This window comes from Paenibacillus sp. JMULE4 (assembly GCF_013337105.1).
Taxonomy (GTDB): Bacteria; Bacillota; Bacilli; order Paenibacillales; family NBRC-103111; genus Paenibacillus_G; species Paenibacillus_G naphthalenovorans.
The window spans coordinates 601276-624217 of record NZ_SGWF01000011.1; the positions used below are offsets into that span (position 1 = coordinate 601276).

Annotated in this window: 21 protein-coding genes, 3 pseudogenes and 1 riboswitch; of the genes and pseudogenes, 18 read left to right on the forward strand and 6 right to left on the reverse strand. The window is 48.2% G+C overall.

What is annotated here, in order from left to right; genetic code table 11:
* Window positions 1-4: 4 nt before the first annotated feature.
* From cntD to cntE, 3 genes are all read left to right on the forward strand, one after another.
* Complete coding sequence (gene cntD / locus EXW96_RS08115; RefSeq protein WP_054818842.1) at window positions 5-844, forward strand: staphylopine uptake ABC transporter ATP-binding protein CntD; 840 nt, start codon at window positions 5-7, stop codon at window positions 842-844.
* Window positions 831-1568 carry an ABC transporter ATP-binding protein gene (locus EXW96_RS08120; protein ID WP_174350434.1) on the forward strand — a complete coding sequence of 246 codons (738 nt, stop codon included), beginning with the start codon at window positions 831-833 and terminating at the stop codon, window positions 1566-1568. Before cntD ends, EXW96_RS08120 begins: the two co-directional genes overlap by 14 nt.
* Before the next feature lie 112 nt (window positions 1569-1680).
* Window positions 1681-2925: a staphylopine family metallophore export MFS transporter CntE gene (gene cntE / locus EXW96_RS08125; protein ID WP_174350303.1), complete on the forward strand. Its 1245-nt coding sequence runs from the start codon at window positions 1681-1683 to the stop codon at window positions 2923-2925.
* Between the two features lie 683 nt (window positions 2926-3608).
* Window positions 3609-3695, forward strand: a riboswitch (cyclic di-GMP riboswitch).
* A gap of 319 nt (window positions 3696-4014) precedes the next feature.
* Here cntE and EXW96_RS27385 read toward each other — a convergent pair.
* Both EXW96_RS27385 and EXW96_RS08130 read right to left on the reverse strand, forming a co-directional pair.
* Complete coding sequence (locus EXW96_RS27385; protein WP_254611280.1) at window positions 4015-4245, reverse strand: hypothetical protein; 231 nt, start codon at window positions 4243-4245, stop codon at window positions 4015-4017.
* A 24-nt stretch (window positions 4246-4269) separates the two neighbouring features.
* On the reverse strand, window positions 4270-4896 hold the full coding sequence (locus tag EXW96_RS08130; RefSeq protein WP_309225042.1) for a tyrosine-type recombinase/integrase: 627 nt from the start codon (window positions 4894-4896) through the stop codon (window positions 4270-4272).
* 788 nt (window positions 4897-5684) lie between these two features.
* Between EXW96_RS08130 and EXW96_RS08135 the strand changes: the two are divergent.
* Window positions 5685-6571 (forward strand): annotated as a pseudogene (locus EXW96_RS08135) (SDR family oxidoreductase).
* Between the two features lie 101 nt (window positions 6572-6672).
* Here EXW96_RS08135 and EXW96_RS08140 read toward each other — a convergent pair.
* A complete protein-coding gene (locus tag EXW96_RS08140; RefSeq protein ID WP_174350304.1) occupies window positions 6673-7287 on the reverse strand; it encodes a YHYH domain-containing protein in 615 nt (204 codons plus the stop codon).
* Window positions 7288-7555: 268 nt separating this feature from the next.
* On the opposite strand from EXW96_RS08140, the gene EXW96_RS08145 reads away from it, so the two are divergent.
* The 11 genes and pseudogenes from EXW96_RS08145 (at window position 7556) to EXW96_RS08195 (ending at window position 17225) form a co-directional block, all read left to right on the forward strand.
* Window positions 7556-7927, forward strand: coding sequence for an ArsR/SmtB family transcription factor (locus tag EXW96_RS08145; RefSeq protein WP_174350305.1), 372 nt, complete (start codon window positions 7556-7558; stop codon window positions 7925-7927).
* A pseudogene (locus tag EXW96_RS08150) lies at window positions 7923-10050 on the forward strand (heavy metal translocating P-type ATPase). Before EXW96_RS08145 ends, EXW96_RS08150 begins: the two are co-directional and overlap by 5 nt.
* A 22-nt stretch (window positions 10051-10072) precedes the next feature.
* Window positions 10073-10207: pseudogene (locus EXW96_RS08155) on the forward strand (VOC family protein); the annotation flags it as partial.
* A gap of 424 nt (window positions 10208-10631) precedes the next feature.
* Complete coding sequence (locus EXW96_RS08160) at window positions 10632-11000, forward strand: hypothetical protein (protein ID WP_062408978.1); 369 nt, start codon at window positions 10632-10634, stop codon at window positions 10998-11000.
* Window positions 11001-11004: 4 nt separating this feature from the next.
* Window positions 11005-11175 (forward strand): sigma factor, encoded by a 171-nt coding sequence (locus EXW96_RS28505; protein ID WP_174350307.1) that lies wholly within the window; start codon window positions 11005-11007, stop codon window positions 11173-11175.
* Window positions 11176-11191: 16 nt separating this feature from the next.
* A complete protein-coding gene (locus EXW96_RS08170; protein WP_054817782.1) occupies window positions 11192-11710 on the forward strand; it encodes an RDD family protein in 519 nt (172 codons plus the stop codon).
* 233 nt (window positions 11711-11943) lie between these two features.
* A complete protein-coding gene (gene mmgD / locus EXW96_RS08175) occupies window positions 11944-13059 on the forward strand; it encodes a citrate synthase (RefSeq protein ID WP_062408977.1) in 1116 nt (371 codons plus the stop codon).
* A 38-nt stretch (window positions 13060-13097) separates the two neighbouring features.
* Complete coding sequence (locus EXW96_RS08180) at window positions 13098-14546, forward strand: bifunctional 2-methylcitrate dehydratase/aconitate hydratase (RefSeq protein WP_174350308.1); 1449 nt, start codon at window positions 13098-13100, stop codon at window positions 14544-14546.
* Window positions 14547-14583: 37 nt separating this feature from the next.
* On the forward strand, window positions 14584-15495 hold the full coding sequence (gene prpB, locus EXW96_RS08185; protein WP_174350309.1) for a methylisocitrate lyase: 912 nt from the start codon (window positions 14584-14586) through the stop codon (window positions 15493-15495).
* A gap of 307 nt (window positions 15496-15802) precedes the next feature.
* Entirely contained in the window at window positions 15803-16672 is an 870-nt protein-coding gene (locus EXW96_RS08190; protein ID WP_254611176.1) for a transposase, read from the forward strand.
* A gap of 46 nt (window positions 16673-16718) precedes the next feature.
* Window positions 16719-17225, forward strand: a complete 507-nt coding sequence (locus EXW96_RS08195; protein ID WP_054820364.1) for a hypothetical protein — start codon at window positions 16719-16721, stop codon at window positions 17223-17225.
* 49 nt (window positions 17226-17274) lie between these two features.
* Here EXW96_RS08195 and EXW96_RS08200 read toward each other — a convergent pair whose 3' ends face one another.
* The 3 genes from EXW96_RS08200 to EXW96_RS08210 all read right to left on the reverse strand — a co-directional run bounded on the left by EXW96_RS08200 (window position 17275) and on the right by EXW96_RS08210 (window position 20750).
* Window positions 17275-18141, reverse strand: coding sequence for a LysR family transcriptional regulator (locus EXW96_RS08200; protein ID WP_062408974.1), 867 nt, complete (start codon window positions 18139-18141; stop codon window positions 17275-17277).
* Window positions 18142-18377: 236 nt separating this feature from the next.
* On the reverse strand, window positions 18378-19649 hold the full coding sequence (locus EXW96_RS08205; protein ID WP_174350310.1) for a copper amine oxidase N-terminal domain-containing protein: 1272 nt from the start codon (window positions 19647-19649) through the stop codon (window positions 18378-18380).
* 150 nt (window positions 19650-19799) lie between these two features.
* Window positions 19800-20750 (reverse strand): beta-ketoacyl-ACP synthase III, encoded by a 951-nt coding sequence (locus tag EXW96_RS08210; RefSeq protein WP_174350311.1) that lies wholly within the window; start codon window positions 20748-20750, stop codon window positions 19800-19802.
* A gap of 260 nt (window positions 20751-21010) precedes the next feature.
* Here EXW96_RS08210 and EXW96_RS08215 point away from each other — a divergent pair, with 260 nt between their 5' ends.
* From EXW96_RS08215 to EXW96_RS08225, 3 genes are all read left to right on the forward strand, one after another.
* Window positions 21011-21688 (forward strand): LexA family transcriptional regulator, encoded by a 678-nt coding sequence (locus tag EXW96_RS08215; protein WP_054817718.1) that lies wholly within the window; start codon window positions 21011-21013, stop codon window positions 21686-21688.
* 163 nt (window positions 21689-21851) lie between these two features.
* Complete coding sequence (locus tag EXW96_RS08220; RefSeq protein ID WP_174350435.1) at window positions 21852-22625, forward strand: patatin-like phospholipase family protein; 774 nt, start codon at window positions 21852-21854, stop codon at window positions 22623-22625.
* Between the two features lie 25 nt (window positions 22626-22650).
* Entirely contained in the window at window positions 22651-22941 is a 291-nt protein-coding gene (locus EXW96_RS08225) for a phasin family protein (RefSeq protein WP_062410965.1), read from the forward strand.
* Window position 22942 lies beyond the last annotated feature (1 nt).

The following is a 22942-nucleotide window of genomic DNA, read 5'->3' on the forward strand; positions in this document are numbered from 1 at the left end:
CGGGATGAACGGCAAAAATGGAATACATGTACTCGATGTTGAACACTTGAGCATTCGGGACGAGCGCTCCGGCCGTGCACTGGTGCATGACAGCTCCTTTCGGCTCGCGCAAGGGGAATGTCTGGCCATCGTTGGAGAGAGCGGCAGCGGCAAGTCGCTGACATGCAGAGCGATTATGCGATTGAATCGGACAGGTCTTCGGCAGTCGGGGACGGTGACGTTGAACGGAGAGGATTTGACGAAGCTGTCCGACAAGGAGATGCGGCGGTTCAGAGGGCGGCGGCTCTGCATGATTATGCAGAACGGCATGAGCGCGTTTGATCCGTCGCGGCCGATTGGCGTTTATCTGCAAGAGGTGCTGAGCGTCCACTACGACTGGAGCCGGAGCGAGACGGAAGCCAGACTGAGTGCAGCGATGGCCGCGGTTGGCCTGAGGGAGCCGTCTGAAGCGATGCGCCGCTATCCGCACGAGTTGTCGGGCGGCATGCTGCAGCGGGTCATGATCGCGCTTGCCATCGTAATGGAGCCGGATGTCATTATTGCCGACGAACCGACGACGGCGCTGGATGCCGTCACGGCGTACGAGGTGGTGGAACAATTCTTGCGTTTGCGTGAACGGCTGGGCAGCGCCATGATTTTTGTGTCACATGACTTGGGCGTGGTGAGACGTATTGCGGACAACGTGCTCGTCATGAAGGACGGAGAGATCGTCGAGCGCGGGACGACCAGGGATATTTTCGCCGGCGCGCGGCATCCGTATACTCGTTACCTGGTTTCCTCCAAGGAAGCGTTAAGCCGCCGCTACAATCAATTGATGGGAGGCGCGGATGTTGCTGAACGTTGAAGGTGTTCACAAATCGTATCGGCAGCAAGTCTGGCTCCGCAAAACCCGGCATCAAGTGCTGCACGATATCGGGTTCGAGTGGAGGAAGGGCGAATGTCTTGGCATCATTGGAGAAAGCGGCAGCGGCAAATCGACATTGGGACGGCTGTTGCTCGGCATCGAGAAGCCGGATAGCGGCTCTATCACTTTCGACGGGAAACCCGTCTCGGATCGAAGCGTGCGGCGGGGGGCTATCAGCGCCGTCTTTCAGGATTACACCTCGTCCATCAATCCATTTTTTACGGTTCGGCAGGCGATTCTTGAACCCCTCAAACTTGCGGGGAAGGGGGAGGGATCGTTTGACATCGGCAAGCTGCTGAGGCAGGTTGGGTTGAACGAATCCTATCTTCCGAGATACCCGCACGAACTGTCCGGCGGCGAGGCGCAGCGGGTATGCATCGCGAGGGCGGTGTGCTCGGAACCTCAGTGCATCCTGCTAGATGAAGCCGTAAGCTCGCTTGACGGCTCGGTTCAAATGCAGGTGTTGGACTTGCTCGGGAAGCTGAGAACGGCATATGGGATGGGTTATATTTTTATTACCCACGATATCCAGGCGGCGGCTTATCTTTGCGACCGGATCATGATTATTCGCGGAGGGGAGATCGTGGAGCTTGTCGATACCGAGGAGCTTGGGCACGTTCAGTCTCCGTATGCAAAGGAACTGCTTCGCAAGGTGTTGTCGTAATGACGCTGCACCCGGGCTGTTGTAATGATGCCAAGGGGATTGCTACGCAAGGGATTATCGAAATGTCTCGGGGAGAGTAGCGACCGAGGAAACAAGGAAAGGAGAGTTTGAAGTGAAAGGTGCGTTGTCCTGGCCGTTTCTTCGGCTGTATGTGCTTACGCTACTCTATTTCAGCGGGAATTCCATTCTGAATGTCATCATTCCTTTGAAGGGAGAGTCACTGGGAGCGTCCAATTCGACGATTGGCCTTATTATGGGTGCTTATTTGCTGACGACAATGTTTTTCAGGCCATGGGCAGGCGGCCTGATTCAGCGTTACGGAGCGATTCGTGTGCTGCGCGTCCTGCTGACCGTCAATGGGCTTGCGCTGCTGCTGTATACGTTCACCGGACTGGAGGGATACTTCCTCGCCCGCGTGCTGCAAGGCGTATGTACCGCCTTCTTCTCCATGGCGCTGCAGCTCGGCGTAATCGAAGCGCTCCCCGACAAGGATCGGGCGCAGGGTATCTCCATGTATTCCCTGTGCTCCTATCTGCCGGGCATATTCGGGCCGCTGCTGGCGATCGGCATGTGGCAATCGGGAGAGACGGGCGGAATGGGCCTGTTCGCCGTGTCGATGATCGCCATCGCAATATTGACCGGCATCGTCGGCTTCACGGCACGCATTGGCGGGCAGCCGGATGATACGGCAAGCGGTGAAGAGGGACGAGGTCCGGCAGGGGCCAGTGGGAGAGAAGGCGAGCGGCGTAGTCCGGCAGCGGCTATGTTGAGAGCTACGATCCAGCTTGGGAGCAATCCCCACTTGTTCCGTTGCGGCGTGCTCATGCTGAGCGCCTCGGTTGTATTCGGAGCGGTTACCGCGTTTGTGCCGCTTTACGCGCCGCAGATTCAGGGAGGCAATGCGGCCGTCTACCTCATGATTCAGGCGGCAGTCGTTGTGGCCGCGAGATTCCTGCTCCGATCCTGGATTCCGTCCGACGGCAAGTGGCGTTCCTCCTTCGTTGGTGGGTTGATGATGCTTCTCGTGACGGCTTCGCTTGCCGTCGGTTTATCGCCGAGCGCGGGCGCGGCGTTATTCTACACAGGGGCAGTGCTGCTCGGCATCGCGCAAGCGCTGCTGTATCCGACTCTGACGACATATTTGAGTTTTGTTTTGCCCAAAGCGGAGCGAGGCGTGTTAATCGGTTTGTTCATTGCGACGGCCGATCTGGGAGTGTCTATGGGAGGCATCATCATGGGACCTGTTTCCGATCTGACTTCGTACTCTTCCATGTATTTGATCTGTGCAGCGCTTGCCGCGGCTGCTGCCTTGCTTGCCTTACAAAGAAGAGTAAGGCAAGCAAGCTCGGCGTCTTGAGACACGGAGTGGGGACAAAGTGGAAACATCGGAAACGGCAGAACAGGGCTGCTCTGCTGTTCCCAAGGCTTTGCCGAGAGCAAATGGCTCGTCTAATGCGGAACCGGAAGAAAGTGAGCGTTCTAAACCACGGAGTGGAGGATCATGGGCGTACGGATGTTGGCTTCTTTGAGATGATTCTACTCCTTATGGTCTACCAGTTTTGCAGCGATATTTTATTATTGGAATTTTCAGATGCTTCGGCTAGGACAGCCAGTAAGCGATTGATGATTATCACGTACAGGTTCAGCCAGAATTGGCTGGCCTATTTGTGTTAGTAGCGTTTAACTGGCGGGTGCAATCTATAATAGAGGGCTGATAAGTTGGCAAATTCAATTGGTAAATATGATTTGTACCTATTATTGGATACCTTCTCTATGAGGCGAATCACCCAAGCAGGTGACATGTCTACTCGGGGTTTGCCAAGCAAGTGTTTTGCTTATTTAAATAAAGAGAAACCTAGTTGATGCTTTTGTTTGGGAGTATTAAATGTGATATTTAAAGAAAGTTATAAGGATGTTGAGTGATCATTCACGAGGTTATCCAAGATAAGGCATCTATTCATGTTGAAGCTGCTACCATAATTCGTCAAGAAATTTGGAGATTTCGTATCAAGGAATTGGAAAAGAGTGCATCGTGAAGTATATGGAAAACGGCAAAGCTGTCGAAAGGCAGTGACGCAAAGCCACGGGTCTTCTCACTATTCAAGTGATGACAGCCGGGTTACCCAATTTGCCGAACACGGCCTAAATGGGTCGTGTTTTTATTATTTGTTTATTTGGGAAAATAAGTCTTTCAAAGCATTCTGCGCGTCCTGTGCGGTCACCAGCTTGTTCTCCTTAATGAAGGCCCTAAGCTGCTCTTTACTCCATAATCCCATGTGTGCTCCCCAACCTTTCTATTACTTTCATTTTATCAGGTTTGAGAGTTTACACATTTTATTTTACAGACTCAGAATAAAAGAGTGAAGCAGATCGTTATAGCTTAATTGTTGCTTGGCGTCACTCGCCTTATCGACTTTTGTTAACTTATTTTGTCGGCGTCCGGTCGTCATTCCCCTTGCACCCCGCTTTCAGTGAAGAGTGCGGGGAATTCATGAATGATTTGTTCCAGCGGGCTAAACTTTTCATGTTGAGTCTGCAAATCGCGTGAAAAAAGTTCAACATACATTTCAGTTGTTTCAATCCGTGAGTGCCCGAGAATGTTTTTTAACGAGAAAATATCGCCACCATTTAATAAATACTTTTTGCGAAGGTATGGCGAAACGTGTGGCAGGAACATTGCACATCCTGAATGTTTGCGGTTTTACAAATCCGCGAGCGTTCCACGCTCCAGCAAATAGAGTTGCAACTCATTAGATACGATTCGCTGGATCGGTACCATTCTGGCCTTTCTGCCTTTCCCTTGCCGAACACGGACCATTCCTTCATCTAATAGAACATCTGTGATTTGTAGTTGAGTTAGTTCGTTCAGGCGTATTCCGGTTTCAAGCAAAATCAGCATCATCATGTAATTACGTAAGCCTGTAAATGTTAAACGATCGGGTTCAGTAAACAGCCACATCAAATGAGCATCCGTGAAAGTATGCATCAAAGAGGCTTGGACTTTAAACGGCTTTAGTTCATCCGTAATATTGAAATCAGCTTGTTTCTCGGCGACGAGAAACGCGAAAAACGCTTTGAGAATTGCCAGATTGCAATTAACGGTTCTTAAGGCCGATGTCTCATCAAGCATACTGGGGATGATACGATGTTTTAACAGATCGGGAGTTAAATCAGACCATTCGAGATTTTGGGTTTTTAAGTGTTGTTCGATCTTTTTCAATCCGTTCCCGTAACGACGAATAGTTGACTTGGCTAGGTTTCTGGACTTGCAGTCCATGAGAAACAAATGAACAAGGCTTGACCAATCGGTCATATTAGGTTGAGGCACTTCGCATTTCCTCCCTTATTGGATATGCGAAGCAAAGCAGATATACGAAGTGGGCAAGGGGAGGTTCGTAAAACATTTGGATATACGATTTCGCATAACTTCAATGAAATTTCGGGTTATTTACAATCGCGTGGAAGAGTTTTACAAACCCGAAATCCGTTGATACATAAGGATTATTCGGCATTTTGGAGGACAGGACTCACCTCCTTTCGCCTCGTTTAACACCATATTCACGCTGCAGAGTTGAAGTTCCTTGTCTGCCCGAGGCATTGCAGTGATGTGGGATCAGGCAGACAACCATGCACTGGCTAAGTCCGTCGGACCCGGCGCTACGCGCTTTAAGCCAATGAGGGTTCACAAGAACGTTATCTGAAATAGGACTATATAGAAAGGGAGAGAAGTATGATTGAATGTCCATGGTGTAATAATCAGGTGCAGTTAGTAAATGATATTTGTCCTGAATGCAAGCATGAAGTTTTGCCCGAGCATTTATCACGAGTACTTTTACCGATCATACCGATGAAGGAAACAATAAATTGAATTTGAAATTAATCATATCCAAATGCGACGATTTGTAGTTATGCCTATCGAAGGCCTTAGGCCTGTGTCCTATAAGGATTCTTAACGTTGAAATTGCTTGTCGCTGATTGCGGATTTTCTACAGTTGCCTCAACGCGCCTTGTCCATCTCATGCCGGCCGCGCCGGGATATCGGCATGTTTGATTTCGGCCGAAAATACAATAGGTTATGAAATGCAGTTCGAGAGGAGAATGACAATGGCGTATCCTATGTATCCTTATATAGGTTGGGAGCAGCAATGCACGAATGTTCCGGTCGTTTTTCCTGCGCAGCATCAGAACAGGCATCCGGGATTTGAATATGTGATGAATCCCCGGCCGATTTTCGATAATCCGGGTTATACGGGAAGCGGAAAGTTGAAAAATAAAGTAGCGATTGTGACGGGCGGGGATAGTGGAATCGGGCGGGCCGTGGCCATAGCTTTTGCCAAGGAAGGAGCCGATCTGGTGATCCCTTATCTCGACGAACACCAGGATGCGATTGAAACGAAGCAAATCATCGGCAAGCTTGGCCGAAATTGTCTGCCTATAGCTGCAAATTTGAGGGAGGAAGACGCCTGCCGCTATATTGTGGAGACAACGATCAAAACCTTTGGACGGCTCGACGTCTTGGTGAATAATCACGGCGTACAGTTTCATCAGGACAGTATTTTGGATATTACAAAAGAACAGCTGATGAACACGTTTCAAACCAATATTATTTCTTTTTTGATATGACCAAAGCTGCGCTGCCTCATTTGCCCGCCGGGGGCTCCATCATCAACACGACCTCGGATACCGCTTTTTCCGGGATGGGGAATATGATCGATTATACGGCCACGAAAGGGGCCATTGTATCCTTTACCCGTTCATTGTCTCTGTCGTTGGCCAAAGACGGGATTCGGGTAAACGCGGTAGCGCCCGGACCTACTTGGACGCCCCTAATTCCGTCTGCATTTGCCGCGGCAGAGGTTAGAACTTTTGGTACAGAAGTGCCTTTGAAACGGCCGGGGCAGCCATTTGAATTGGCGCCGACTTACGTGCTGCTGGCTTCCGATGATTCGACCTACATATCAGGCCAAGTGTTGTTCGTAAACGGCGGATCCGTCGTAACTTGATTTTCAGCACAGAAAAGTCGGCCCTCACTAGTTTATTTAGAAATATAAAATGAATTATTTTCAAACTTTGTTGTCAAACCAAGTTCTTCAACAGCGAATTTCTAAGTCATAGGAAAGTAGGTTATGTCATTTAGAACCAGTAAGGGATACTCTTCTGAGGAGTTATCAATCCAAACATCATTAACGTACACGTTAAATTCAGGCATTGTGGCGTAAAGCTTTGAAGCCGGGACGCCGGGATCAGTATTAAGATTTGCCGGTTTATCATTTGTCTTTCTGATCACGAAGCCAACCTCAGCATCCCACTTTGTCTCCAAGGCGAGTGCCTGAGTATAATTCCATGTCATTGGAAAGTAAGTAATGTCTTTATAAACAACAACAGGATACCTAGATGTTGAGTTTGAAATCTGTTGACCATTCACAAAAATATTGAAGCCAGGCAGACTTACTTTAACTGCCCCCTCAGGAACGTTTTCTTTTGGCGATATGCTTGAAGAGGCAGCGTTTGCTGAAGAACCGGAACTGCTTGACGAACGGCTGCTGTTGTTACCGCCGTTATGATAGTGATACTCCCTATATTTCAAACCCCATTTCTCACAATTGGTTCGACAAGTATGACCGCCGTTCTGATCTGTTCTACCGGGATGAGCGTTAGCGATTGAAGCAAAAGGAAAGCAGAGCAGGACAATAATCATAATGGTTTTCTTGAGTTTCATCGGTATTATCCTCCTATCATAGCTCTAATTACCTAATAAATTACCATGAAATGAAAAATACGACAATAATACAGAAAAATGAAACGGAGGCTGAGTTAGCCTTAATAAGTTCATTAGTGAGGATAGCGGCATGTGAATTGGATCGTCTAATTTGCATGCTGTTTTTGTTTTTCTCATGAGAACATTCAAACAAACATTTGACTGAATAGAAAATAGGGAGTATGATGATCCTATACTCAAACGATTAGTTGATTGATGGGGTGTTTGAATGACGCCAAAAGATACATGTGAACTGTATTGTTTTGACGAAGTAAAAGTGCAGCGCGTTCAAAACTCGCTAATGCGGCAGGATATTTCAGGCATGGCGAATATGTTTAAAGCGCTCGCCGATGAAACGAGGATGAAAGTGGCCTTTGCTCTATGCCAAGAAGATGAACTTTGTGTCTGCGATGTGGCCAACATTATCGGCTCCACGCTTGCAACGGCTTCACATCATCTGCGAACGTTAAAAAAAATGAATCTTGTCAAGTACCGAAAAGAAGGAAAGCTGGTATTTTATTCTATGGATGATGACCATGTGCGCCAACTCATTAAACTCGCTTCCGCGCATCGTCAGGAGATGATGACCGTTGAACATTAAAACGCAAAATCCTAAAGAAGAGAAAAATGTGTACCGGGTTCAAGGTTTTACCTGTACCCATTGTGCAGCCATCTTTGAGAAGAACGTAAAAAATCTCCCAGGCGTTCAGGATGCGCAAATAAACTTCGGAGCATCCAAAATAACGGTTTTTGGGAATGCATCGATAGAGGAATTAGAAAAGGCGGGAGCATTTGAAAACCTGAAAGTGACGCCTGACAAAGAGCGTGCCGTGGAAAAGAAAGAACCATTTTGGAAAGAAAACTGGAATGTCATTGTTTCTGCCTTGCTTCTGATCGCCGGTTACTTTTTGGGAGAGCAGTACGGGGAAGGTTTGCTTTCCTCTCTAACCTATGGCGCATCTATGCTGATCGGCGGCTATGAATTATTTAAAAAAGGCTTGAAGAACCTTTTTCGCCTTCAGTTTGATATGAATACGCTAATGACCGTAGCCATTATAGGGGCTGCTGCCATTGGCGAATGGGGCGAAGGGGCCACGGTTGTGATTTTGTTTGCAATCAGCGAAGGATTAGAGCGGTACTCCATGGAAAAAGCTCGCCAATCGATTCACTCGCTGATGGACATTGCACCGAAAGAAGCGTTGATTCGCCGCAGCAGCACCGAGCTCACCGTAAACGTAGATGATATCCGGGTCGGGGACATTATGATCGTAAAGCCCGGTCAAAAGCTGGCGATGGATGGAGTCGTCATTAAAGGAGAGTCTAACGTCAATCAAGCAGCCATTACCGGCGAATCGATTCCTGTCGCAAAAACCGTCGATGATGAAGTCTATGCAGGTACGCTTAATGAAGAAGGGCTGCTGGAAGTACAAGTAACCAAGACGGTCGAGGATACGACGATTGCAAAAATCATTCATCTGGTGGAAGAAGCGCAAGCCGAGCGGGCTCCTTCTCAGGCGTTCGTTGACCAGTTCGCGAAATATTATACGCCGGCGATTATGATCGCGGCCGTACTTGTTGCTGTCATTCCGCCATTATTCGTTGGCAGCAGCTGGGAGAATGGATTATAGAGGTTTAGCGCTTCTTGTTGTAGGCTGCCCTTGTGCTCTTGTGATCTCCACTCCGGTATCGATCGTGACGGCGATCGGCAACGCGGCGAAACGCGGCGTGCTCATTAAAGGCGGCATTCACTTGGAGGAAGCGGGGCGAATCTCGGCGGTTGCTTTTGATAAAACAGGAACGCTGACAAAGGGCGTGCCTCAAGTCACTGATTTTATCACGATTGGTAAGAATCTTTTTGGGAAAAATAATGAAATCTTAAGAATTGCAGCCATTCTGGAAAAAGGCTCGCAGCATCCTATCGCGTCTGCGATTGTAAGAAAAGCAGAAGCGGTGCAAGTCGATTTTAAAGCCGATGCGGAAGAATTCAGCTCCCTCACCGGTAAAGGGGTAAAAGGGAAGGTTGACGGACAGCTTTATTACATGGGCAGCCCCAAACTTTTCTCTGAGCTGCAGACATCCATCGATAAAGAAATTCTGACACAAATCGGTGAGCTGCAAAACCAAGGGAAAACGGTCATGTTGCTGGGGACGGAAGAAAACATCTTGGCTCTGATCGCGGTTGCCGATGAAGTGAGGGATTCCAGCCAGCATGTCATTCATAAGCTGCATGAGCTTGGCATGAAGAAAACCGTCATGCTTACCGGCGACAACCAAGCGACTGCCGATGCGATCGGCAAGCGATTAGGTATAGCAGAAGTCAAAGCGGAACTGCTGCCGCAGGATAAATTGGAGTATATTAAAACGCTTCGCAGCCAGTACGGCAATGTCGCCATGATTGGCGACGGGGTAAACGATGCTCCTGCCCTTGCTGCTTCCACTGTCGGAATTGCAATGGGAGGCGCCGGTACGGATACAGCTCTGGAAACAGCGAATATTGCCTTGATGGGCGATGATTTAAGCAAGCTGCCGTACACCATAAGCCTAAGCCGAAAAACACTGGCGATCATTAAGCAGAACATCGCGTTCTCGCTTGGAATTAAAGTCTTGGCGCTGCTGTTCATTGTTCCCGGATGGCTTACGCTGTGGTTGGCGATTTTCGCCGACATGGGGGCAACCTTAATGGTTACCCTCAACAGTTTGCGATTGCTGCAAGTCAAAGACTGAATGCCGGATGCTCCTCACCCGAGAAAGCAACCGGCTTTTTGCGCATTTATCCGAAGGCGGACAAGTTCTGATGCCATTGGGCGACTATTCCTTCAGCAAGAAGTTTGGCTGGCTTGTGGACAAGTTCGGGGTTTCGTGGCAAATCAATCTTCCGTAACCGGCGGCAAAAGGATATTTTCGTTTAGTCGATAGGGGATAGGGCGGGGGCAGGCGAATCCGAGCAGAGAAGACGAATGAAAGCTATACTGTTCCGCTCTCTTCTTCTGCCGGAGCCGGATCGTGGGACATCCGTATTCCCTAAAGCGGCGAAGCGCCTCCGCTGTCCACCTTCCGCACCGTATGCGACAATAACGACATTTGCTTCCCTTCTAAGCGGGGCTCCTAAACCCCTAAATCGACTTCCCCTTAAAGCAGCGCATTCAGTAAATGCACCCCCATATCCTTCCATCAAGCGATATCTCCTATGCCCACCCCACCCAGGCTGGGTGTTCCCTTCCATTATTTCAATCAGCGACAGACGAATAGCAGCGAAATGTCATTCCAGCCAACCTTGGGCTTCGCTCAGTCCACAAGAGGTAAATGTGGTTTCAACTCAGTTCGATAATAATGGTTATGCATATCCAAACGACAATACATGGATTCAAATACATACAACTTGGCTTGGTAATATGTGGATCAAAGTAGAAAACACAAAAATTGGCGTAATCCGTCCAATGAACGCCGACCTCAACTTAAAAGTAGCCACCCCCCTGTACGACCACCCGTATCGTGAAGCCGCGAACGGAGCCATATTATCTCCTCAAACAGTACATGCAAAAGCTGAATTCGTGTCGCCATCCGGTCTGTATGCTATTCAGATTGAAACTGCGTGGCTTGGTGATCGGTGGTTGACCGACTATCGCGTTTCGAAAGGGGGAGAACTGCGCATTGGAGCGGGAAAAGGTATATAATGAGATGAAACCACTGCTTTTGTCGTTAGCATATCATACTTTGGGGAGCATCATCGAAGCGGAAGACATTGTCCATGACGTGTTCCTTTCGTGGGAAGAAAAACCGCTGCAGCAAGTGCGCGATTCAAAGCCTATTTGTGCAATATGGTTTTATCGCGGGAAGCGAATACCGTGAAATGAAAGGTGATCAAATGACATTAGCTCTGAGAAGACTGCTGGCCTATTGGCTGGATTTCGTATTGCTGGCAATCATTTTAGTCGATTTGCAAGGGCTGGTTTATATCACAACATCCGGATTTCCCTTTCATTTCTTGAAGGAAGGCTATCATATTGAAATTTGGGTGCTTCTATCCATGTCGCTGCCGGTTTGGTTATATTTTATTTGGTTTGAGCTTAATCAACAGCAAACCCTTGGAAAACGGATGCTAAAATTAAAAGTAACGAATCGTGAACGATCAAAAATAACCTTCAGGCAAGCGTTCCTAAGAACCTTTATCAGGCTCTTGCCCTGGGAATTAACGCATATCATTATCCTGGTTCCCGAACCATGGTGGGGTATGGAAGGGCCGCCGGCCCATATGCATCTCATTTACATCCCTAATCTGATGCTGCTTCTGTACATTCTCATACTATTTGCAGGCAAAGGAGAAAAAGGGGTGCATGACATGGCCGCTAAAACCATGGTGATGAGAATTCGGGATGAAAGATAGAAGCTTAACCATTGTTTGTTCGCCGTAAATCTGATGACGGTTTGCAGCCGGGTCAAGGCAAACGCCCGTTTTTATGGGGAATGGTCGCTGGAATAGATATTTTGAAAGCGCATACGATTAAATGAGTTGATATGTTTGATATATTACCAAAGATGATATGTATATTAGACGGTTGGGCGCTTGTTTAATACACTTGTTAAAGCAATCCATCCTTATAAAGGAGTGAAGAAAGAATGACTGTCCAATATCAGCCCGGTCTTGAAAACGTGATTGCTAGCGAAACTTCCATTTCTTATCTGGATGTTGAGAATGAAGAAATTGTATTGCGTGGCTATGATTTGATTGAACTTGCCCGCAAAGTAACCTATCTGGATGTCGTCGGGTTATTGTTGAACCGCCAGCTCCCTACCCCGGTTCAACGAAATGCGTTGGAGGAAAAATTGAAATCCGAGTATTCCTTCCCCGAAGACGTCCTTTCGATATTGAAGCTGCTTCCGCAAAAGACGAATTTAATGGATGTATTGAGAACGGGGATCTCCGCTATTTCCGGCTATGATGAGGAACTGGAGGATCGTTCGCGGGATGCGAATTACCGCAAATCGATTCGCCTGCTGGCCAAAGTACCGCAAATCGTTGCAAACGGATACAGGGCTGTTACAAAGCAACCCTTGTTGGAACCGCGCAAGGATCTTTCCTATTCAGCCAATTTCTTGTACATGATCACAGGAACCGTTCCCACGAAGTTGGAGGAGAGGGTCTTTGACCAATCCTTGATCGTGTACAGCGAGCATGAGATGCCGAATTCCACGTTTGCCGCGCGCGTGATTGCCTCTACGCAATCCGATATATACGGAGCTTTGACCGGCGCCGTCGCATCGCTGAAAGGTACGCTTCATGGCGGTGCGAACGAAGCAGTGATGAAGATGCTGCTTGAGGCGGGAACGGAAAGCCAAATCGAACCGCTCTTGCTGAACCAGTTGTCCCGCAAGGAACGCATCATGGGCTTCGGTCATCGCGTGTACATGAAAAAAGTTGATCCGCGCGCCATGCTGATGAAAGAAGCGCTGGCTGAATTGGTGCAGGAGAAAGATAAGCATGAACTTTTCAATATTTGTGTCATCGGAGAAAATGTGATGAAACGTGAAAAAGGGCTTTATCCGAATCTCGATTATTATGCAGCTCCCGTGTATTATTTGCTGGGTATTCCGATCGATTTGTTCACGCCGGTTTTTCTTGCGGCACGCACGATCGGCATATGTGCGCACGTGATGGAGCAGCATGAAAACAACCGGTTGTTCCGGCCTCGCGTGTTTTATAACGGTCCGCGCGGATTACATCCACAAAATTGAGATGATCACGATAAATGGAGACGGAGAGTGAATTGCAAATGAGTACAACAGACTATATTCAAAAGAATGACTCACAAGTGGATCAATTATTGAATGATCTTGCCGACTACGTATTGGATTATACTGTAGAGAGTGAGGAAGCGTATCGCATCGCCCAGCATGTACTGCTTGATTCACTCGGAACAGCTATATTATCGCTCCGTTTCCCGGAATGCGCCAAGCATCTGGGTCCTGTTGTACCGGGTGCCAATTTGCCGGGCGGGGCCCGGGTTCCGGGAACGAGATACGAGCTTGAGCCCGTTCATGCGGCATTTAATATCGGCTGCATGATCCGCTGGCTGGATTATAACGATACATGGCTCGCCGCCGAATGGGGGCACCCGTCGGATAATCTGGGCGCCATACTCGCCGTCGCGGACTATCTGAGCCGCGGTCGGGTAGTAGAGGGGAAATCGCCATTCACGATCAAGGATGTGCTGACGGCTGCGATTAAAGCGCATGAAATCCAGGGGATATTGGCGCTTGAAAACAGCTTGAACCGGGTCGGACTGGATCATGTGCTGTTCGTCAAAGTGGCTTCAACGGCAGTGGTTTCGGCCATGCTGGGCGGCAGCAGGGAACAGGTCGTCAATGCGCTCTCCAACGCATGGCTTGATGGAGGCAGCTTGAGAACATATCGCCACGCCCCCAATACCGGCTCGCGCAAATCCTGGGCTGCCGGCGATGCTACGAGCAGGGCCGTACGCTTGGCTCTTATGGCGTTAAACGGAGAAATGGGATACTCTACTGCGTTGTCGGCCAAACATTGGGGATTTCAGGATGTACTGTTCAATGGCAAGGCATTGGTGTTGGGACGGCCCTTGGGATCGTACGTGATGGAAAACGTGTTGTTTAAAATCTCGTTCCCGGCAGAATTTCATGCGCAGACAGCGGTCGAATGCGCGTTCCAATTGCACGAATCGGTGAAGGACCGCTTCGACGAAATCGATCAAATTACTTTAACGACGCATCAATCCGCCATTCGGATTATTGACAAGAAGGGCCCGCTTCATAATCCGGCTGACCGTGATCATTGCTTGCAGTATATGGTGGCCATCGGGTTGTTGTACGGTACGTTGACCGCCGAACATTATGAGGACGAAACGGCATCCGATCCCAGAATCGACGAGCTTCGAAAAAAAATGGTTGTCATTGAGGATGAGCAGTACAGCAAAGACTACCTTGATCCGGAGAAACGGTCGATTGCCAACGCGGTACAAATTCATTTCAAGGACGGCACGCATTCGGAGAAGGTTATTTGCGAATATCCGATCGGTCATCGCAAACGCCGCGCGGAAGGATTGCCCAAAGTTCTCGAAAAGTTTGAAGCCAATCTGTTAACTCGTTTTCCCCGGAAAAAGGCTGCCGATATTTTGCAGCTGTCCTCGGATTATAACCGATTGACCGAGTTGCCGGTACAAGAATATTTGAGTCTGTATGTGATTTGACAGATAACGTTCAAGACATGTTAACGTGGAGGTTATTATGGCGTGGTTAATTGAAAAGGTACCGGAACAAAGCAGGCTGGCCGACGAATTCCGAAGGCTTGTAAGCGGCGGACCGATTCTCAAAATTCCTGGCACACATGATGGAATGTCGGCAAGAATAGCGAAGCAGCATGACTTTAAAGCGATCTATCTTTCGGGAGCCGCTTATACGGCCAGCCGGGGATTGCCGGATCTGGGTATTGTCTATTCCAACGAGGTGGCTGAGAGGGCGCGCGATCTTATTCGCGCGTCCGGTCTACCGCTGCTGGTCGATATCGATACCGGTTTTGGAGGGGTGCTCAATGTGGCCCGGACCGCCAAGGAAATGGCGGAATCTAAAGTCGCCGCCGTTCAGATCGAAGACCAGGAGCTGCCGAAAAAATGCGGTCATCTGAACGGGAAGAAGCTTGTTACCGTCGAGGAAATGGTACAAAAAATCCGCACGATTAAAGAGATATGTCCTACGCTGTTTGTTCTTGCGCGTACGGATGCGAAAAGCGTGGAAGGAATCGATGCCGCGATCGATAGAGCGAGACAATATGCAGCCGCCGGAGCGGACGGCATCTTCCCGGAGGCGTTGGAGAGCGAGGAAGAATTCAAGCACTTCAGAAGCAAGCTGGAATGTCCTTTGCTGGCCAATATGACCGAATTCGGGAGAACCCCTTATTATACGGCGGAACAATATGAAGCGTGGGGATATAACATGGTCATCTTCCCGGTCACGTCTCTTCGGGTTGCCGCCAAGGCGTACGAACGCGTTTTTGCCGAGATTCAAAATAAGGGAACACAGGTCGACTCCCTGGATCGCATGCAAACCCGCAAAGAACTGTACGAGACGATCCGGTATTACGATTACGAAGAGCTGGATGCGAAAATTGCGAAGACGGTATTGCCTGAGCCTGATAAATAATGGAAGCCGGAGTATTCTGCTAAATCCCTCGAATGATGTTATCGACGCTTCGAGGGATTGTTTTTTTTCTACGGCGGCATGAATAACTAACAGGATCTTCCTAACGGTTTGTCGAAGTAATTACGGTCAAAATTTCCAAAGGAGTTGACCCGCATTGCTTTCCAAAAACCGTCTGCGTCCACAACGGAGAATATACTTTAGACCTGAACATAAGAATTGTCCTCACTGCCAACAGAAATTACGTCGTTCACATACAGCATGGAATAAGAAAATCGCCACATTGAAAGAAGTCGTTCACGTTTGGAGCATGGCCTACCATTGCGAAAATCCAGATTGCCCGAAGCCAGGTGTATACTACAAATCGGCGGAAGCAGAAGCAATAAGCATGAAGCATTCTCCTTACGGCTTCGACGTTGTTTGCCTAGTTGGTGAACTTCGCTTCAAACGGCATATGACCCGCAAGGAGATTGCGGATGAATTGAACGCGAGAGGTGTTCAGACATCCGAACGGAGCGCACAAAATCTGTATGAACGGTATCAAACATTGCTTGCTGCTAGTCTTACTGAACATACGAAGAAAGTGCTGGCTGAAGTCACAGAACAAAACGGCGGTATTATCTTGTCTATGGATGGCGTCCAGCCAGAGAAAGGCAATGAGACACTTTATGTAATTCGTGAAGTATTCAGCGGTACTGTCTTAATAGCAAAAAACATGAAAAGTGGTTCATCTGCCGAGTTACAAACGCTCATCCAACCGATCATCGAGCAAGGCTATCCGATCGTCGGTATTGTTAGTGATGGACAGCAATCCATTCGTCTAGCGATGGAGACGCTTTTGCCCGATGTGCCTTATCAATATTGCCAGTACCATTATTTAAAAGACATCGCGAAACCGGTTGTTGATGTCGATCGAAAGTTAAAGACCGAGCTCAAGAAAAGCATGCGCGGCATTCGTGAAGTCGAGCGGAAAATCGAACAGTCGGATTCACAAGAAGCAAGCATCGCGAAGGGTTACGTTGCTGCCGTACGTGCATTGCTCTTGGAAGACGGAAATCCTCCATTAGATTTACCCGGTATGCGTATCTATGAACAGGCCCAAGCCATTCAAGCGTCCCTTCAAAAATGCTTGGATAAAAAAGGGGGCCACCCTACTTCAAAACGTTTTCAGAATATTTAGTAAAGTCGATTCCCTTCAGCAACAATACGAGAAAGTCGCTCGCTGGATGAAGCCAATCCGTCACATTGCAGAAATCCTTGAACCCAGCATGGATAAGACAAGCAAGACAGTTGAATGGGAAATGACAAAGCTGTTGGATTGGGTTCGGCTTTCCTATACCGAAGAGAATGATCTGGAAATGGTTAACAATCTCCTTAGTTACAGCAAGGGATTCTGGAAGGGACTCTTCACTTGCTACGATCATTATCATGTGCCAAGAACGAACAACGATCTGGAACGCTTCTTCCGAGCTACGAAGACACGACACCGTCGGATGACCGGGCTACGCAACTGGAACGAATACATCTTACGGAATGGTGAGATGGTTGTGCTCGTTGATGATGGACTTAAACAGGAAAACCTAATCGCCCGTTTAAGGATGGTCGACTACACAAGCTACAAGAAACAGAAAGAAAAATGGAATAACCGGTTGAGCGATAGTGTTATGCGCAAACGGTTTAAACGCGATCCACAAAATTATCTTAAAAATTTAGAAAACCAATGGCTCAAATAACATGTATGTTATTCATGCCGCCGTAGTTTTTTTTGATTTCCGCTACGGTTTATTTGATGCATTTCAGGAATTCATTCAGAACTTGCGATTTTTCGTCATTTCTCCAGACGAGGGACATCTCCAGACACGGTTCAACATCCTCTAAATCCCGATAGATGACGCCTTTATTTTTTTGATTTCGAAAGGAGTCCGGGACCAATGCAACGCCCATGCCTTCCGATACAAAAGCAACAATGGTCAATATTTCCGGCGCCTCCAAAGAAACGTTCGGACGATATCCCGACTTATAACAGAGTTGAATCACGGCGTCATGGTAAATGGATCCGTTATTGCGTGATGAGATAATAAAGTGTTCGCCGGCAAGATCCTGCATATGCAGTTTTCTTTTTCTTGTTAAGGGATGCTTCTGTGGAAGTGCGGCAATGAACCGCTCTTTAAGAATGATCTTCGATGTCAAAAATGGACTTTGAATTGGCGTGCGAACGATAGCAAGATGAATGCGTCCGTCATGTAAGGCTTGTATTTGATTCGTTGTCTTCATTTGATGGAGCATTAGGCTCACTGAAGGATATTGTAAGCGGTATCTTTGCAGAAAAGGCACAATACTATAAGTTGCCGACCCGACAAACCCGATGTCAAGCCGGCCAATCTCGCCTTTATTTGCCCGCCCGGCGGCATCTATAGCCCTGTCTATATGTGCCAGGCATAAGCGGCATTCTTCGAGAAATACTTTTCCCGCCTCTGTAAGTTCTACTCGTTGTTTGGTACGGAATAACAGGGGAAACCCTAGTTCATCTTCCAACTGCCTTATTTGTTGACTGAGTGGAGGTTGTGCAATATTTAAACGTGAAGCAGCCCGTCCGAAATGAAGTTCTTCAGCAACAGTAACAAAGTAGCGCAAATGCCTTAACTCCATCGAGAAACCCTCCTTTTAATTACATTTTACATCACTGGAAGGTGAATTGTAATACTTCGGTCCATTGGTCATGGAATCGCTTTCGGCTGAGCCTGTCATTATGGGATGGTTTAGCTCATCCGATCCTCAATGTCATCCGCTGCAAGGTCCGTTTGTTTACCGGACCCAGGATGCGCATAGCAAAAAACCGGGGTAGAAGAACCCCGGCTTGAATGACCAATCCGTTTTCTAACGGCTTATTGCGTTTTGATGTAGACGGTCTGGGATGCCTGATCCCAGCTCACCTCGGCGCCCAGCGATTCGCTGATGAAGCGTACCGGCACCATCGTGTATGAGTTTACCAGTTGGGCCGGCACCTCAAGCGGTTTGGCAATCCCGTTGACGGTAGGCTGGGTGCTGCCGATCCGGAGATAGACCGTCACGCTGCCCTTGGTTGCCGTCACCGAACGCTCCGTATCGTTCCAGGAGATCACGGCCCCCAACCTCTCGAAAATCGCGCGCATCGGAACCAGAACGCTCCCGTCTTTGTTGACCGGGGGCTGCTCGAACTTCTGCAGCTCGCCGTCGATAATCACTTTGATTTTATCGAAGCTGATGATGAGCGGCTTCACTTCCAGCTCTCCGCCAAAATGCCGCTTCCGCAAGCTCATGATTTCTTCCAACGAGCTCGTTCGCTGAAGCAGCAGCTTCTCTACCGTCGTATCGCGCAGCGCCGTCAGCTTTAGGACGGTATCCTTCTGTGTCTTGTCCAGGGAGGCTACGGCGGCATCGCGGATCTCCTGCAGCTCCTTCTCCCCATCCGTCAGCACCTTGTCGATCCGTTTTTCCGCCTCTGCCCGCGAGATCCGCCCGACCCGGTATTCCCGCATCGTCCCGCCCGAATAATTGATATTGGATTCGTTGCGCAGTTTCCGCATTGTGCTGCTGGTGTAGTTCGGATTCATTTCGTTGCTGTAGTCCCACATTGTGCTGCCGGAGTAGTTGGGGTTGTTCTCGTTGTGGTAATTCCACATCAGGGAAGACCTGTAGTTCTCGTTGATCTGATTTGCGAAATGCCAAAGCGTGCTCGACAAATAGTTCTCGTTGATCGCCGTCGCATATTTCCATAACGCTCCGGAGGTGTAATTCGGGTTGATCTCCCGTTGGTAGGCATTCAATGCATCTCGATAACCGCTGCCGCCATATTTATCCGACAGTTCAGTGTAGTCCCTGTCCAACAGCTTGGCCAGCTCGTCGAGATCCTTTTCGACAAGGTCGTTCAAGATGCGCTGCTCGTTGTGAATCTGCTCATAAAAGGCGTCGTATGCTGCCGTCGCTTTCTTCTTGTCCGATGCATACAGGTCGCTGTATTTCGCCTCCAGCTGGTTGTACCGGGATTCGACAGCCTGAACGAACGAGTTGTCATAACTTGCTGCGTAAACCTGGGATACGTTGATCGTCGGGCTGACTGACACGACCAAAGATCCGGCAAGCAGTACCTTGACGATTACACGGATGAATTTCTTCATTGAGGTCCTCCTAGCGTTCTGTATGATTCATTACTATTTCAATAAAAAGAAAAATGATTAAATAAATTTTCGGTGAATGGAATTAAATTCCTTCCTTGATATGCAAAATGAATCGATAGTCCCGACCTTATACAGTAATATTTTATTTTTTCAAGCCACTTGAATGACCTGAACGCCCCAGGTTAGTCCGGCGCCAAAACCGATCAATACAACAATGTCACCGGAACGTACACGGTTTTGTTCAATGGCTTCTGCAAGAGCGATGGGAATGGAAGCTGCTGACGTATTCCCGTATTTCTCAACGTTTACAAATACTTTATCGAGAGAGATGTTGGCTGACTCTGCGGCTTTCTCGATCATTCGGATGTTTGCTTGATGCGGAATGATCAAGGCGATGTCATCTATGCTCAGACTCAAATCGTCCAGGACTTTCCGAAGCAAGGCATCAAAAATTCGGACTCCAAACTTGAATACTTCTCGTCCGTTCATCGTCACCGGTCCCGTAACCGGGGACTTGAGCAGCTCTGATCCGGAACCGTCCGCACCCAATAGAGAGTAACACGGGAAGGAGCCGGGGAGGGATTGAAGAACAACTGCGCCTGCCCCATCTCCAAACAGCACTGCCGTGTTTCGGTCGTTCCAATTCAAAATTTTTGAAAATACGTCGGCTCCTATGACCAGAACGGTCTTGTAGGCACCGGACCGAATCAATTGGCTGCCAACGGACAAGGCATAGACAAAACCCGAGCATGCCGCCGACAGATCGAATGCGGCCGCATGGCAAGCGAGCTTTTGCTGAACAAGTGCGGCAGTTGACGGAAAAGCGTTATCCGGAGTTGAGGTCGCCACAATGATAAGATCAACCTCTTTCGGGGATAACCGGGCTTGCTTTAAAGCTTTAGTTGCGGCGATGGCAGCCAGTTCGGATGTGTTCGTCGACTCATCGGCTATATATCGTTGACGGATGCCTGTTCTTTGTCGAATCCATTCATCGGAAGTTTCCAGAGCTTCCGGCAAGTCAAAATTGGTTAAAACGAATGGCGGAACGTAAAATCCTGTACCTGTAATGCCGACCCCATTATGATCACGATTGGAACGCATAAAATTCCCTCCACAACATAAATACACAAAAACAAAAAAGACACAAAAGACAAACTAAAATATATCATATAATGCCCGAGAAGCAAATATGCAAAATCCGATTCCCTTGCTTTAAGCGTCACGATTGGAAAAGCCGGATAAATAGAGGGAGTCGCACCTGTTTTTTTGCTTTTTTGGGGATTGTTTATTGACAACCGTTTTGAATTGGATTTATATTTTAGACAGTATATATTTTTGGTTTTTTGGGGGGTGGCCGTGGCGTGATTTTGACCGGACGCCGAAAGCAATTTCTTCAGAAATTGATCGACTTGTACAATAAAACCAACATGCCTGTTCATTATGAAACATTAGCAAGAGCGATTGGCGTCAGCAAATGGACGGCCTACGACATGCTGAAGGAACTTGAAAAGCTTGGCTGTCTCACCCGTGATTACGCAGTAAATCCCGGCGAAACAGGACGTTCCCAAATTGTTTTTCAGCCGACAGCCAAAGCTTCGAGTTTGTTCGAACAACCTCGTTCTGAAGTCATCGATCCGGAAGAGTGGCATCAAATAAAAACGAAGGTGCTTGCGCTTCTAAACAGCTTAAAAAGCAGCAGCCTCAGCGACGCCGTTCAAAAGGTGATGGAGGAGATTCCGAAGGTACAGGTTCGGGTTGCCTTCTGCGCGTACATCATCGGGCTTCTTCTTGTTTACCTTCGCAAGCTGGGCGGGCGAACCGAGTCTTTGATCAAAAGTCTTGTTCAACACGCGCCGACAAACGAAATGCGGATGACGATGTTTGTAGGGACCGTCCTTGGCACGATCATTCAAACGATGAATCACGAGATGGGCATCGAGGTAACCGATTTGATCGGACGGTATCTAAAGTCAATTACAGACCTTTCCGACCGTGAAAGGGGAATGCTTTCCGATTTTCTTTATGAATCTCTGGCCTGACGGGTCAGGTCGCACATAACAAGAAAAAATGAAAGGAGGAATGAATTGGTATCCGGCATGGATAAACTGTAATGGAGAAGCTGTTTTGAATCAATCCGACGGACGTGGAACCATACGATATATTTCTCGGCAAACCTCAAGGGGTGAGAAGGACAGAATGAGCATGAAAGTGGGATTGGTTTTGGGAGGAGGGGCAATACGCGGGTTAGCGCATATTGGCGTGATCAAAGTTTTTAAAAAGCATCAAATCCCGATTGATTTTATTGCGGGTACCAGCATGGGCGGTGCCATCGGGGGGTTGGTTGCCGCCGGTATTGACATCGAGGAGATTGAAGAGTTTATTCTGAACACCCCCTCCTACCGGTTCGTGGATATCGGAATTCTCAAGCGCGGGATTTTGGCCGGAAATAAAATATACGCCATGCTGATTCAATTTCTGGAACATAAAGGGCTTGGCGACATCCGAATCGAGGATCTGAAGATTCCGTTCCGGACGGTGTCGGTCGATCTGATAAAAGGAGACGTTTTTGTTTTTGAAGAAGGAAGTCTCGTTTTGGCCATCCGGGCCACCACATCAGTTCCCGGTATCTTCTCTCCCGTTCATTATCAGGGCAAAGTGTTGGTGGACGGGGGAGTGTTGAATAACCTCCCCGCTGATCTTCTGCGTACGGCGGGAATAGATGCAATCCTTGCGGTGGATGTCGAAAGAGAGCATGAAGAACAGGAGCCGCGCAATCTATTGGAAGTGGTTTACCGTTCTTTTACGATTATGACCACGGTACAGCGCCGGGGCAATCTAAAATTTGCGGATGTGGTGTTTCGGCCGGAAGTCGGGCATATTTTCGCCTTCGACATCGGCAGAATCCGGGAGTGTATTCTAGCGGGGGAACGAGAAGCCCAAAACAAGATTCATGAAGTGATATCCCTGCTGAAATAAATCAGAAACGGAGGTCGCGGTGATGATGGATTTTGTCAAAAAAGGATTAGCGTTTGGACTGGGTTTGGCCGTTATAAGCAAAGAACAGGTGGAAAAGCTGGTTAATGAAATGGTGAAAAAAGGGGAATTATCCAAGGAAGAGTCGAAGGATATGATCCATCAACTGATTCAACGAGGCGAAGAAGAAAAAGACGGATTAAAACGTTTGGTGCGTGAGCAGCTTAAACAAATGACGGACGAATTGAATTTAGCCACAAAGGATGATATCCAGCGGCTGGAACAGCGAATTCAGAACCTGGAAAAACGAGGCGAGTAAA